The sequence below is a fragment of the Campylobacter sp. 2018MI13 genome (genome assembly GCF_018501135.1).
GTDB lineage: Bacteria > Campylobacterota > Campylobacteria > Campylobacterales > Campylobacteraceae > Campylobacter_E.
This window is the reverse complement of sequence record NZ_JAHCZC010000050.1, coordinates 1-14,075: the sequence shown is the minus strand read 5'-3', so window position 1 is coordinate 14,075 and position 14,075 is coordinate 1. Positions and strand designations below refer to the sequence as shown.

The following is a 14,075-nucleotide window of genomic DNA, read 5'->3' as shown; positions in this document are numbered from 1 at the left end:
GAGCTATTTCATCATTACCTTTATCATCTAGCTTTTTAGTTAAATCTCCATCTCCACTGCTAAGTTCGTTTGATTTAGCTGTTAGATTGTTTAGTGGGCGAGTGATTTGGAATTTTACGAAGATAATTGATAAGCTTACAATCGCAATTATTATAAGTGCAGTAGTGATTATAAAAGTAATCATATTATTATAGCTTTGTTCATCTGTATCTTTTGATACTTTTTCTATTGAAGTTTTGCTAATTGTCTCCCAAGATAACCAAGTCATAAAATAAAGCCCACTTGCTTTATCCTTACCTGTATATGCTAGTTTTTCAGTAACTTTATTAGAATTTGAATCTTCATAAAAATATCTTATATAACCATCATTATTATCAGCACTTTTAATCATTTCTTGTATGAAATACATTCCTTTTGCGTCTTTTTCGTTAAATTTATTGTTGTTTATCCAAGAAGCAGATGGGTGATAGTATATGTTTCCATCTTTATCAAACACGGTGTAATAACTATTTGCTCTACCAAATCTTACTTTAGATAAATAATCTTGTAGTTTATTTTTAAACTCACTTAAGTTATTATCATTTTTATACTCTTCATAAATAGCACCAGAATACTTCATAACACTTTCTACCAGAGCTTTAACTTGCTGCTTTTTAGCTGTTAAAATTTCATCTTCTACCGTATGTTTTGTGTAATTTACAGAGTAGTTATCATAGTATTTATGAAGTGATACTAAAACTATAGAATTAATTAAAATTCCAATGAATGAAAACAATGCAATTTTGGTTGATAGTTTCATAGTTTTTCCTTGTTTGTTGATTTAGATTAAGATTTTGATTATAGGTTATATGAACTTAAAACAATATAAATTATTTGCTTGTAATTTAAATTAAAAAATTATTAAAAATATTTAAAATAAATTTAAATTTTTTTAATTTTGGATTTAGAAAAACTAAATCCAAAATATTATTTTTTTACTATTTCATTTAAGATATGTTCTTTATAGTCTTTAAAATATTTTTCTGCTTGCGGGTCTTTTACTACATCATAACAAGCAAAAGTTTTAAGTGCACTCATACCTAAAAACTCGTGAGTTTTATGAAGATTTAAGCTAACTCCATCAATACCGACACCACCAAAAAATTGCTCTTTATCAGTAAATGCTTCTTCAGGTGCATTCCAAGTCCAAGATAGCATATATTTTTTATTTTGACTAAGCCCACCAGAGCCGTATTTTTTACTAGCATCACTTCTACTTCTTCCATCACTAGCACATAATTTACCAAAAGCAGCTCCAAAAACTTTTGAAAAATATTCCCATACTATCCAAGGTGCATTCATCCAAAATCCTGGAATTTGATAAATTATAATATCAGCTCTTACATATTTTTCTACTTCATCTAATACATCATATCCATCATCAATTATGGTTTGTTCTACATTAAAACCATTTTCTACTAAAGTATCATACGCAACTTGTTGCAAACTTGCATTTAGTCTTGCACCTGCATTAGCAAAAGCTTTAGCACCATTAACTAATAAAACATTTTTCATAATTTCTCCTTGTTTAAAAATAAAATTAGATTATAATTTTTACTTTATTTTAAGTCAATACGAACAAAATTGTTAGATACTAACCAAAAGGAGAGTAATGAAAAGAAAAAATGATTATAATAAATGTGGAATTTATTATACGCTAAACCTAATTTCAGGAAAATATAAAATGAGTATTTTGTATCTTTTATCAATCAATGAGATTATAAGATACAATGAACTTAAAAGAATGCTTGTTGGAATTTCTTTTAAGAGTTTAACAAAGGCATTAAAAGAATTAGAGCAAGATGATTTAATAATACGCACCGAATATCCGCAAATCCCACCTAAGGTTGAATATAGCCTAAGCAATAAAGGAAAATCATTAATACCAATTCTTAATATGATGTGTAAATGGGGAAGCGATAATAAGAGCTAAGTTAATTAGCTCTTATTGGGTTTAATTTAAACTTATCAGTTTTTATAGGTTTAATTTTGCGATTTATTTTTCTATTTAGACTAGGTTTTATAAAGGCTTTTCTAACATCATTTGTGATATTAGTGCCTAAGAAAAATTCTAAAATCTTAGCAAGTTCTCTTGCTTTTAGATTTAAAATATTTACTTTTATATCACAAGCGTTATTATAAAGTGGCATTCTTTTATCATAAAGCAATTTCGCCTTTTCATCAAATAATGGGCGTTTAGTATCGTTTTTAAGCCTTGTTGCGATTTTGTAAAAACTAAGGTCTAAAAACACTACAAAACCTAATTTTCTTAAATCTTGTAAATTAGCAAAACCACCGCCGCAAGAGATGATTAAATCACTTTTTGTGGCTAATTCATCTCTTAATTCTTTTTCTAAATTCCTAAAATATTCTTCTCCATAACGCTCAAAAATCTCTTTAATCTCAAGCCCAGTTCTTTGTTTGATTATGCTATCAGTATCTACTACTTCTTTTTTAATAATCTTACTAAGCCTTCTTGCAGTTGTGCTTTTACCACAGCCCATAAAACCGATTAAAACAATGTTTTTCATTTTTGCTTCATTAATTCAGCTATTAAAAATGCAAGTTCTAATGCTTGGTCTGCATTTAATCTAGGATCGCATTGGGTCTCATAGCGTCTTGCTAAATCGCTTTCGCTAACTCCTACGCTTCCGCCTAAACATTCGGTTACATTTTGTCCTGTCATTTCAAAATGAACCCCACCAGGAATTATATTATTAGCTCTTGCAATATGCCAGAAATTTTTAACTTCATCTAAAATATCATCAAATTTTCTAGTCTTATAGCCATTTACGCTTTGAGTATTGCCGTGCATTGGGTCTATGCTATAGATTATATTTCTTTGTTCTTTGCTTAATTCTTTAAAGATATTTTCAAGATTTTTAATCTTACTAGCACCCATTCTAATGATTATATTTAATCTTCCTGCTTCATCTTGTGGATTTAGCTTATCAGCTAAGGCTAATATATCACTAGCACTAGCATTAGGTCCTATTTTAACACCTATTGGATTTTTAACTCCACTTAAAAAATGCACATGAGCATCATCAAGCCCACGAGTTCTCTCGCCAATCCATAGCATATGAGCTGAACAATCATAATAAGCTCCACTTAAGCTATCTATTCTAGTAAGTGCTTCTTCGTAAGGTAAAAGCAAGGCTTCGTGGCTTGTGTAGATTTTCGTTTCGTGCAATCTAGCATCATTTAAACTAGTTATTCCACAAGCTTTAAAAAAATCAAGTGCTTCTGTTAATCTTTGGGTTAAAAGTGCATATTTATCATCAATATCAGCGCGTCTTACGAAACCTAAATTCCATTTATGCACTTGGGCTAAATCAGCAAGTCCACCTACGCTAAATGCACGAAGCAAATTAAGCGTAGCAGAGCTTTGCATATAAGCTTTTAGCATTTTTTTAGCTTTTGGAACTCTTGCACTTTCGCAAAACTCACAATCATTTATAATATCTCCACGATAACTTGGTAAGCTTATACCATCTTTATTCTCAAAATCAGAGCTTCTAGGCTTTGCAAATTGTCCTGCCATACGAGCAATTTTTACTACTTTTTTTGACCCACCAAATTGCAAAACTAATGCCATTTGCAAAAATAATTTAAACATATCACGGATATTATTTGCACTAAAATCATTAAAACTTTCAGCGCAATCACCACCTTGCAATAAAAACGCATCTCCTTTACAAACTGCTGCTAATTCGTTTTTTAATTCATTTGCTTCCATAGCAAATATTAAAGGTGGATACGATTTTAATTCATTTACTACATTTTCTAATTCTTCCTTGTTTTCATAGTTTGGTTGCTGAAGAGCTTTATAATTTTTATATGAATCTAGCGACCAATTCATCGTTTCTCCTTTTTTTAATTTAGTAAATTATGATTATATGAGATAAGTTTTACATTTTAAGGAAAAATTTTTATGAATTATGGATTTTTTGTAGCTTTTGTTGTTTTTGTATTTTGGGGTTTAGTGCCTATTTTTTATAAACAACTTGATACATTAGATGCCTTTGTAGTAATGTCGCATAGGATAGTTTGGTCGGTTATATTTTTAGCAATATTTTTAATAATTATAGGGCAATTTAAAAAAGCTTTACAAGAATTAAAATCTTTAAAAATGGCTTTTAATCTTTTTATTTGTGGTGCTTTAATTAGTGGAGATTGGGGGCTTTATATTTATATGATTCAAAAGAATTTGATTTTAGAAACTTCTTTAGGATATTTTTTAAGCCCTTTGTTTGGGATAATTTTTGCAAAAGTATTTTTAAAAGAAAATATGAGTAAATTAGGAATTATTAGTGTTAGTTTAGTGATTTTTGCGTGTTTATTTGAAGTAATTACTTTAGGAGCTTTACCTATATTATCAATTACTTTAGCGCTCTTAGTTAATTTTTATACGATTATTCGTAAAAAAGTTTATGTAAGTAGCGTTTATGGGTTTTTCTTAGAAACATTATTAATCACTCCTTTTGCTTTAATATTTTTATTTTCTATCCCAACAAATTTAGCTCATTTTGATATTGATTATTTAGGAGTATTACTTGCACTTAGTGGGCTTGTAACCTTGCTACCTATGTTAGGATACAATTATGCTACACAAAAATTAAGCTTAACATTACTTTCATATATGCAATATATTTGCCCGATAATTTCTTTTTTAGTTGCTATTTTTTTATACAATGAGCCAATAAATCAACATAAATTAATATCATTTATTATAATTTTTATAGCAGTAGCTTTAAGCATTTATGATAATGTGTTTAAAAAAGGAAATAAACTATGAATGAAGTTGGAATTTATGTAATAGGTATAATTTTTATAGTATTGTTTTTCGTAACTATTTTAAAAAAGGTTTTTAAAGAGCTTGATAAACATGGAGATTTTGTAAGAAAAGAAGAAAAAAATACAGCTAATTTTACTCAAGAAGAAGTTTTAAGCCTAATTCATAATGAAAACGAAAAATGTGCATTATTGTGCGATAATTTAGAAGAAATATTTAATAAATACGCAAGTTTAATGCCTGAAAATGATAAAGAAAAAGCCTTAGCTTTAGTATCTGTTTTAAATACCATAAAGACTTTACCTAGCGATGAATTAAAAGATAAATTATTAAAACTTTTACCAGAATTTGAAGAGTGCGTTCAAAAATCTTTAGGAGATGAAAAAGCTAAAGAATTTTTTGATTTAGCAGCGTTAAAATATAATGAAATTTTTAAGGATTGAAATGAAAGAATTACTAATTAATAAGCTTTTTAAATTCTCAAATGAGCCTGTAAAATTTTTAGATTTAATAGAAGCAAATAGCCTTTATAATGAAGGAATGTTAATTGACCCAGCGAAATTACATTTTAAGTTTAATTATTTTAATACTTATTTTATATATTTTATATTGTGTTTAATCGTGCTTACTCCATTAACTATTGCTACTCATTTTTTATTTGAAAAAATTGACTTTCATTTTAGTTTAATTAGTGCTGTATTTGTAACTTCTGCTATTTTTATATGTTTTGATATTTTTAAGATTTATACAAGAAAAATAGCAAGTCTTAGACAAATAAAAGCAGCGTGGCAAATACATTTATCGCATTTTGAATATGAAAAATACAACGCAATTGTTGTTGAAATTTATAATAAAGCAAATGAACTTAGCATACCTAAGACTAAATTAGAGCAATATATTTTAGAAAATCTAGTAAAAAGGGGTTAGTATGAAATTGATTAGATTTATGAAAGATAATGTAGTTTATCATGGGAATTTAGGCGATAATAATAAGGTGGGTTATTTTAAAAATTATTCTTCTTATTTTGATAGATTAGAATTGATTGAAGATGCTTTTATGCTTAGCGAAGTTAAGTTATTATCTCCAATCAAATCTCCTTATCAAGATATTATATGCTTAGGGATAAATTATTTAGAACACGCAAAAGAAAGCTATAAATTTAAAGGAATTGAGTTTGATGGCAAAAGAGAAGAAGCTGTTTATTTTGCAAAAAGAGTAAATGAGTTTTCTAATCCATTTGATATTTTAGATATTAGTGGCGAAAAATTAGACTATGAATGCGAACTTGCATTTATACTTAGAAAAGACGCTTATAAATTAGATGATACAAGTGATTTTGATGATTATATTTTAGGATATACCATTTTAAATGATATTAGCGATAGGGCAATTCAAAACAAACATAAGCAATGGTATATGGGAAAAAGTTTAGCTAATTCTTGCCCGTTTGGTAGTTTTATAAATACAAGTCTTAGTATAAAAGAAGCAAGTAATTTAAAAATAGAATGTTTTGTAAATGATGAATTAAGACAAAGTTCTAATACTAATTTATTAATTTTTGATATTCCTTATATCTTAAAAGAATTATCAAATTACACCTGTTTAAAGGCTGGAACTATCATTAGCACAGGCACTCCAAGTGGCGTTGGAATGGGCTTTAATCCGCCTAAATTTTTAAAAAGTGGCGATAAGATTGAATGTAGAATAGAGCGTCTTGGCTCATTAATAAATTATATAAAGTAAGGACAATATGAACGCAGCATTATTAAGTAAAAAAATAAATACAAATTATAAAACTTCAGCATTTAATATCCATAAAGATTGGGAAAATCCTTATGCACCAAAAGGAATAGTCCCAAGAATTACTAAAGAACAAGCACTTAATTTATTAAGAAATTCTGATTTAGCTACTTTAGGTCAGATTGCTTATGCAGTAAAAAATAAGCTTCATCCAAGCAAACTTACTACTTTTGTAGTAGATAGAAATATTAATTACACAAATATTTGTTTAGTTGATTGTAAATTCTGTGCTTTTTATCGTCACGCAAAGGATAGTGATAGTTATATTTTAACATACGAACAAATCGGACAAAAGATTGAAGAATTATTAGCAATTGGTGGCACTCAAATATTATTTCAAGGCGGAGTGCATCCAAAGCTTGATATTACTTGGTATGAAGATTTATTAAGATATATAAGCACAAATTATCCTAGTATTACAATTCACGGCTTTAGTGCAGTTGAGATTGAATATATTGCAAAAATTAGCAAAATTAGCACTAAAGAAGTATTAAAAAGAATGAGCGATTGTGGGCTATTTTCTATCCCTGGAGCAGGTGCAGAGATTTTAAGCGATAGAGTAAGAGATATGGTAGCACCTAGTAAATGCGATACTGCTACTTGGCTAAGAATTCATAAAGAAGCTCATGAATTAGGCTTACTTAGTAGTGCAACTATGATGTTTGGGCATGTTGAAAGCGATGAAGAAATAATTGAGCATTTAGACTATTTAAGAAATCTTCAAGATATAACAGGTGGCTTTAGAGCTTTTATTTTATGGAGTTTTCAAGGTAAAAACACTAGATTAAAGGCTGAAAATCCACATTTAATGAATGCAAGTTCTAATAGATATTTAAGATTATTAGCAATTTCTAGAATATATTTAGATAATTTTGCAAACATTCAAAGCTCTTGGGTTACTCAAGGAAGTGCAGTAGGGCAACTTGCATTAAAATTTGGTGCAAATGACTTAGGCTCGACTATGATGGAAGAAAATGTTGTTGCAGCTGCAGGTGCAAAATATAGAATGAATGAACAGCAAATGATAGAATTAATCCGTGATTTAGGCGAAAATCCAGCTAAAAGAGATACAGCATATAATATTTTGGAATACTACAATGAATAATTTCGTGCATTTAAAAACCAATGATGATTTAGTATATATTAGTATTAGCTATCCTAATTATGGAAGGATTTTTCATAATGCTAATGCTATGGCGGCTGAGTTTTTTTACAATGAGAGTTTAGATGATGAGTTTTATATAAAACTAGAGCAAAGTGCAATTAATATTAGTGCTAGTGCTAATTATTTTGATTTTACATTTGATATAGTTTGTCTTAAAAAAGAGCTTGATAATTGCTTAAATGCTTTTAATAATATGCTTTTAAATACTGAAATTACTAATTTTGAATTAATCAAAAACAAAATAAAAAATTATTTTTTAATCCATATTCAAGATTACGATAATTTAGCGAAAATGAAATTATATGAGAATTATTTTAAAAATGATTTTAAGAATGATAAATTTGGCGATTTTGAAGCTTTAGATGAAAAAGAATTTAAAAACTATATTTTAAACCTTAAAAATCAAGCAAATAAGATAGTAATTAGTGCAAATTTAGATGATATTAGTAAGGTTAAAAAACTTTTAAACAATAAGCAAAGTTCTTATGAAAAATTAAAAACAAATGAGAGTTTTTATAAAGAAGAAAGCAAAGAAATATCACAAGCTTTTGTTAGGTTTATAAGCAGCGTAGAGATTAAAAGCATTTATGAAAGAGCTATTATAAGTCTTGCTATTTATGTTTTAGGCGGTGGATTTGGCTCAAGAATTACCGAAGAAATCAGAGTAAAAAGGGGCTTAGCTTATTCGGCTTTTGCGTTTTTAGTAGCGTTTAAGAAAAATTATCTTATTTCAGGCTATTTACAAACAAAAAATGAAAGCAAAAAAGAAGCTATAAAAATAGTTCAAGAAGAGTTTAAAAAATTAGTAGAATTTGGAATAAGCGAAGATGAGTTTAAAAAGGCTAAAGATTTTTTAGTAGGTAGTGAGATTTTAAAATACTCAACCACTCAAAATCGTCATAGCATTGCAAGTAGTGAGTGTTTTAGTGATTTAAAACAAGGCGAATTAAGGGAAATTACAAAGATAATTAAAGATTTAGAGCTTAAAACTTGTAATGATTTTTTAAAAAATCAAAAAAGTATTACCGAGCTTAGTTTTTATGTAATAGGTAATAATGAATAAGGATTTAGAAAAATTATCTTGTAAAGATATAGTTGAATTAGCTCTTTTAATGCCTAAAAAATTTGATGATTTAAGATTAAATAATGAGCCTATATTAAATGAGCTAAATTGCACAAAAGTTATAATAAAATCTAAAAAACAACTACCTGGCAAAAGGCTTAGTATAATTGCGTATTCATATAATTGGGAGTGTGAATGCACTATTACTATATTTAATCTAAGACCTTTTCATAATGCACTTTTTGCTATAAATAAAGAGCTAATTATTTATGGGAAATTAGGCGATTTTGCAGGACTTTTGCAATTTATTAATCCAAAAATCATTAAAGATAGTGGAGAAATCACTGCTAATTATTTGATAAAAGGTGTAAGTGATAAAGAGATTTGTAAGATAAAAAATAAATATTTAACTTATGAAGCTTTAAAAGAATTTAATTTATTAGATGAGCATATAAAATTGCTATTAATTATGAAAGAAAATAGCCAAGAAGCAATGAAATTGCTTAATTCAAAAGAATTAAACGAATGCTTAAAATTTGTTGAGATTTACCATCACATAAAAAGACTTAACGAAACTTATAAAAACGATACTTTATACAAAAAAATTAAAACTTTTGATATAAATAAATGGCTAAAATCTCTACCTTTTAAGCCGACAAGTGACCAGATAAATGCGATAAATGATATTAAAAATGACCTTGAAAGTATTCATCATAAAATTAGAATAGTAATGGGAGATGTTGGTTGTGGAAAAAGCTTAGTGATTTTTGCAGCAGCGCTTATGTGCTATCCTAAAAAAGTGGTTTTAATGGCACCAACAAGCGTTTTAGCCCAACAACTTTATAATGAAGCTAAAAGACTTTTGCCAGGGTTTTTAAAGATATTGCATTTTGTATCTAGCAAGACTAAATTAATGCAAGATGAATTAAAAGAAGCAAATTTTGTAATAGGCACTCACGCACTTTTGTGGGCTAGTTTAGATGATGCTACTTTAGTTATGGTTGATGAGCAACAACGATTTGGGGCTAAGCAAAGAATGAAGCTTAAAGATTTAGCTACAAATGATAAAGAAAATCCGCATTATATAGAGTTTTCAGCTACGCCAATACCAAGGACAACTGCATTAATTCATAGTGATATTTACAGCTATTCTTTCATAAAAGAACTACCATTTAAAAAAGAAATAGAAACAAAACTAATCACAATAGCAAATAGCAATGAATTATTTAATCACATAAAAAGTGAAAATAAACAAAATCATCAAGCAATAATAGTCTATCCTTTAATAGAAGAAAGTAAAAGCTCATCTTATAAACCACTTGAGAGTGTTATTAGCTTTTATGAGAAGAATTTTGATAAAGTTTATTATACGCACGGCAAGGATAAAGAAAAGGATAATATATTATTGCAATTTGCTGAAAATGGAAATGTATTACTAAGCACTACTATCGTAGAAGTTGGAATTTCACTGCCAAGATTAAGTATAATTGTAATCGTTGCACCCGAGCGATACGGCTTATCTACACTTCATCAACTTCGTGGAAGAGTAGGAAGAAATGGGGTTAAGAGCTATTGTTATTTGCTTAGCAAGTTTGAATTTAGTGATAGATTGATTAAATTTGCTAATACCTTAGATGGATTTAAAATAGCCGAAATTGACTTAGAAAACCGAAAAAGCGGGGATTTAATAGATGGAGATGTTCAGCACGGAATTAGCTTTAAGTATTTTGATGAGGTTTTAGATAAGGATATTTTATATAAAGCTAAGGAATATTTAAATAAGCAAAATTAGCTTATTATTATTCCTTGATTATTGAAATTAAGCTCTAATACTTTCATATTAGGAAAATTATTTTCTAGTATGGTTTTTAGTTTGTTTGCATCATCTTTATAACATAGATTAAAAAAAGTTGAACCAGAACCACTTAAATTACTCATTAATGCACCATTTTTACGAGCCAATTCACGCACTTTAAATAATTCAGGAACAGTTTTCATTCTACGATTTTCGTGAAGCTTGTCAAAACTTGCAATCTTTAACATTTCATAATTTTTACTCATAAAAGCTGCAGTTGTAAGTGAGCTTCTGCTTATATTAAAGCTAGTATCAGCAAGGCTTAAATGCTTAGGTAAAGCCGAACGACTAACATTTGTTGAGATTTGTTTATTTGGGATACAAACTACTGCTTTAACATCACTAGAAATATCAGTTTTTATATATTTTACATTATCCTTATCAACTACCGAACAAACAAATCCACCAAGTGCCGCAGGGCTAATATTATCAGGATGATTTTCGTATATTAAGGCGTTGTTTAATATTGTATCTTTATTAACTTCAAGTCCTGCTAGATAATAAGCACTAGCAATTGCTCCTACAATTATAGAGCTAGAACTACCCAATCCACGACTTAAAGGAATATTGTTTATGAAATTAAAGCTAAATAAGTCTTTTTTACCAGTTAGCTTTATGTAAGTTTCATTAAAAATGGTAATAAATAAATTATGTTTTTTAAGATAAGGATTATCTTCACCTTCACCCTTAATAGATATTTTAAAAAAATTATTTCTTTTAATTATTGTTTCATTATAAAAGTCTAAAGCAAGTCCTAGACAATCAAATCCAGCACCTAAATTCGCACTAGTAGCGGGTGATTTTAAACATATTTCGTTTCTCATTTATATTCCTAAATAGCAGGTAAAAAATAATTTGGCAAATTACTTTCTAAGAATTTGAAATTATACTCATTTGGTATAAAAAACTCATCTTTAAAATTATCATTTTTAATTAATTTGATTTTATCATCAGCAAGGGTAAAATATAAGTTGTTATTAGCTTTTATTAAGTTATTCTTTGTAAATGTAAAACCACTAATTGCTTTTAATGGTATGTTTTTAACAAGGGCAATTGTGCTTAAAAATACATAAACAATTTTTAAAGACATATATGAGCCTGGTCCATTAGCATAGGCTAATTCGCTAAAATTATATTTATTTAATAGTTCTTGCATAATTTTTGGCAAATCTTCACTGGTTTTATTTATGATTTTGATTTTTTCTTTTAACAAATTATTATCATCATATATTCCAATGAGATTTGCCATAGGCACTACTAAAAGTTTAATGTGAATGCCTTTAATAAATCTTTGTTTGTATCATCACTAAGAGTTACTAATTCATAAGAATTTGGATTGTTTAGCAATTCAAGAGTTAGTTTATGATTTAAATCATGGCTACTTGCGTAAGCTTTATAGTTAGCAAAAGTTGCTTTACCTAACATATATAAATCACCAATCGCATCAAGGATTTTATGTCTTACAAATTCATTGCTAAATCTTAACCCTTCAGGATTTAATATGCCATTATCATCTAAAACAACAGCGTTTTCTAAACTACCACCTAATGCTAATCCTTTTGATTTTAAATACTCAACATCTTTTAAAAACCCAAAAGTCCTAGCACTTGCAATTTCATTTATGAAATTTTGTTTATTAGCCTTGTAAATATAGTTTTGAGTATTAATTGATGGGTGCTTAAAGTTTATAGTAAAATCATAAGTAGGAGCATTTGTAGGACTAAGACTTGCAAATTTATCTCCTTCTTGAACTTTTATTTCTTTTTTAACAACAAATATTTGTTTTTTAGCGTCAAGTTGTTTAATACCTGCTTCATCAAGCATAGCACAAAAACCAGCCGCTGAACCATCTAAAACAGGTGCTTCATTTGCATCAATACTTATTAATAAATTATCAATTCCATAAGAGCTAACAGCACTCATTAAATGCTCAATTGTAGATATATAACCATCTTTATCTCCAATTACCGTAGCCATTTGAGTATTGATTACGCTTTTATAATTTGCTTCGTAAAATTTATTAATATCTGTTCTATGAAATACCACTCCACTATTAGCACCTAGTGGGCTAAATTTTATCTTAATAGCACTACCTTTATGTAGTCCAATTCCAACATTTGTTACTTCTTTAGCTATTGTAGTTTGTAACATTTTTTTCCCTTATTTTTTGTTTATAACTTCTTTTGCTTTTTTGATAATTCCAAATATATTATCATTAAGCCACTTAGTATCCATCCACTCTTCTGGTCTTACCTCAACACCTTGAACCAAAACACCAAAATGTAAATGATCCCCTAATGCTAAACCACTTGTTCCTGTATTAGCTATAGTGCTTTTAGCATTAACTATATCGCCAATTTCTACATTTTTTTTAGTGCAGTGTCCATATAAAGTATAAAGACCTAAACCATGATCAATTATTAAATTCAATCCATAAATTCCATTATCTTGTGCGAAAACTATTTTACCATCATTTCCTAACACAATAGGTGCCATTTTTGTACTTGCTAAATCAAGTCCCATATGATAGCTTTCACTAATTTGATTTCCATTATATTTGTAATATCTATGGTCACCAAAATCTGCAACTTTCATACCATTTTTTAGTGGTAAAAACGCATTTAGCTTAAAATCAGTTACTAATTCATTGCTTACTACTTGTGTAACTTTATGAATTAATTTTTCATTTTCTTGTCTTAATTTCGCATTCACAAAGTCAAATATTAAAGCTCTATCGCTTAAAGAATTATCAGAATTTGCTTCATACAAATCTCTAATTTTACCATCAATGAAAGCGTCTCCTACTTCAATATGTGAAACTCTATATTTTTTATTTGAGTAATAGTATGGAATTCTTTCTTTAATTATATTATTTGCTTTATCTTTTGCAACAATTCTAGCTTCAAATTCATCTCCATCTCTTAAGTCCCAAGCAATTAAAGCTATGTAATAATCATCTTTCATAAAAGGAGCAACTTTGAAAATTCTATTATTAACTTCTATATATAAATCAGTTAGATTATCATCTTGTGCGTAAAATACAACGCTAGCAGCACCGCCTTGAGTTATATTATATGAATTAGCTATTACGCTTACTTGAGGTTTTTTATTATCTACTATAACATTAATTATTTTTTCGCTTACATTTCCACCAAACCAATTCCACAAACTTTTATCATTAGCTTTAATATATATTGTGTATTTATCTAATTTTTCATTAAATTTTGGTTTTGGAAGGTCTAATTCAACATTAAATTCTTTGCCATTTAAAGTTTTATTTATTAATATATTTTTTGTTTCTTCGTTATCTTTACTAAATTCAACTTTTAAATTTTTTAGTCCTAAATTATCTTCAAC

Annotated in this window: 16 protein-coding genes; 8 read left to right on the top strand and 8 right to left on the bottom strand. The window is 28.1% G+C overall.

What is annotated here, in order from left to right:
- A partial coding sequence (locus KJQ99_RS06300; protein ID WP_214150302.1) for a cache domain-containing protein occupies positions 1-799 on the bottom strand: 799 nt, incomplete at its 3' end.
- A 167-nt stretch (positions 800-966) separates the two neighbouring features.
- Positions 967-1,554 (bottom strand): NAD(P)H-dependent oxidoreductase, encoded by a 588-nt coding sequence (locus tag KJQ99_RS06295; protein WP_214150300.1) that lies wholly within the window; start codon positions 1,552-1,554, stop codon positions 967-969.
- A gap of 97 nt (positions 1,555-1,651) precedes the next feature.
- Between KJQ99_RS06295 and KJQ99_RS06290 the strand changes: the two genes are divergently transcribed.
- Positions 1,652-1,972, top strand: a complete 321-nt coding sequence (locus KJQ99_RS06290) for a winged helix-turn-helix transcriptional regulator (protein WP_214150299.1) — start codon at positions 1,652-1,654, stop codon at positions 1,970-1,972.
- Between the two features lies 1 nt (position 1,973).
- On the opposite strand, the gene KJQ99_RS06285 is transcribed toward KJQ99_RS06290, so the two are convergent.
- Complete coding sequence (locus KJQ99_RS06285) at positions 1,974-2,570, bottom strand: shikimate kinase (protein ID WP_214118152.1); 597 nt, start codon at positions 2,568-2,570, stop codon at positions 1,974-1,976.
- Positions 2,567-3,901, bottom strand: coding sequence for a class II 3-deoxy-7-phosphoheptulonate synthase (locus KJQ99_RS06280; RefSeq protein ID WP_214150298.1), 1,335 nt, complete (start codon positions 3,899-3,901; stop codon positions 2,567-2,569). Before KJQ99_RS06280 ends, KJQ99_RS06285 begins: the two co-directional genes overlap by 4 nt.
- Positions 3,902-3,973: 72 nt before the next feature.
- Between KJQ99_RS06280 and rarD the strand changes: the two genes are divergently transcribed.
- Genes rarD through recG form a run of 7 tightly spaced genes read left to right on the top strand, consistent with a single transcriptional unit; the run spans position 3,974 to position 10,655 of the window.
- Positions 3,974-4,837 carry an EamA family transporter RarD gene (gene rarD / locus KJQ99_RS06275; RefSeq protein WP_214150297.1) on the top strand — a complete coding sequence of 288 codons (864 nt, stop codon included), beginning with the start codon at positions 3,974-3,976 and terminating at the stop codon, positions 4,835-4,837.
- Entirely contained in the window at positions 4,834-5,277 is a 444-nt protein-coding gene (locus KJQ99_RS06270) for a hypothetical protein (protein ID WP_214118147.1), read from the top strand. Before rarD ends, KJQ99_RS06270 begins: the two co-directional genes overlap by 4 nt.
- A gap of 1 nt (position 5,278) precedes the next feature.
- Entirely contained in the window at positions 5,279-5,761 is a 483-nt protein-coding gene (locus KJQ99_RS06265; protein WP_214118144.1) for a hypothetical protein, read from the top strand.
- A gap of 1 nt (position 5,762) precedes the next feature.
- Positions 5,763-6,578 carry a fumarylacetoacetate hydrolase family protein gene (locus KJQ99_RS06260; protein ID WP_214118142.1) on the top strand — a complete coding sequence of 272 codons (816 nt, stop codon included), beginning with the start codon at positions 5,763-5,765 and terminating at the stop codon, positions 6,576-6,578.
- 7 nt (positions 6,579-6,585) lie between these two features.
- Positions 6,586-7,740, top strand: a complete 1,155-nt coding sequence (locus tag KJQ99_RS06255; RefSeq protein ID WP_214118140.1) for a dehypoxanthine futalosine cyclase — start codon at positions 6,586-6,588, stop codon at positions 7,738-7,740.
- Complete coding sequence (locus KJQ99_RS06250; RefSeq protein WP_214150296.1) at positions 7,733-8,863, top strand: M16 family metallopeptidase; 1,131 nt, start codon at positions 7,733-7,735, stop codon at positions 8,861-8,863. Before KJQ99_RS06255 ends, KJQ99_RS06250 begins: the two co-directional genes overlap by 8 nt.
- Positions 8,856-10,655: an ATP-dependent DNA helicase RecG gene (recG, locus tag KJQ99_RS06245; RefSeq protein WP_214119906.1), complete on the top strand. Its 1,800-nt coding sequence runs from the start codon at positions 8,856-8,858 to the stop codon at positions 10,653-10,655. Before KJQ99_RS06250 ends, recG begins: the two co-directional genes overlap by 8 nt.
- On the opposite strand, the gene thrB is transcribed toward recG, so the two are convergent.
- The 4 genes from thrB to KJQ99_RS06225 all read right to left on the bottom strand — a co-directional run.
- Positions 10,652-11,542, bottom strand: a complete 891-nt coding sequence (gene thrB / locus KJQ99_RS06240; protein ID WP_250325676.1) for a homoserine kinase — start codon at positions 11,540-11,542, stop codon at positions 10,652-10,654. The two genes, recG and thrB, sit on opposite strands and share 4 nt — an antisense overlap.
- An 8-nt stretch (positions 11,543-11,550) precedes the next feature.
- Positions 11,551-11,967, bottom strand: coding sequence for a tRNA threonylcarbamoyladenosine biosynthesis protein TsaB (locus tag KJQ99_RS06235; RefSeq protein WP_214118134.1), 417 nt, complete (start codon positions 11,965-11,967; stop codon positions 11,551-11,553).
- Between the two features lie 8 nt (positions 11,968-11,975).
- Positions 11,976-12,869, bottom strand: coding sequence for a UDP-3-O-acyl-N-acetylglucosamine deacetylase (lpxC, locus tag KJQ99_RS06230; protein ID WP_214119904.1), 894 nt, complete (start codon positions 12,867-12,869; stop codon positions 11,976-11,978).
- Between the two features lie 9 nt (positions 12,870-12,878).
- The coding region (locus KJQ99_RS06225; protein ID WP_214150295.1) for a M23 family metallopeptidase at positions 12,879-14,075 on the bottom strand (1,197 nt) is incomplete at its 5' end.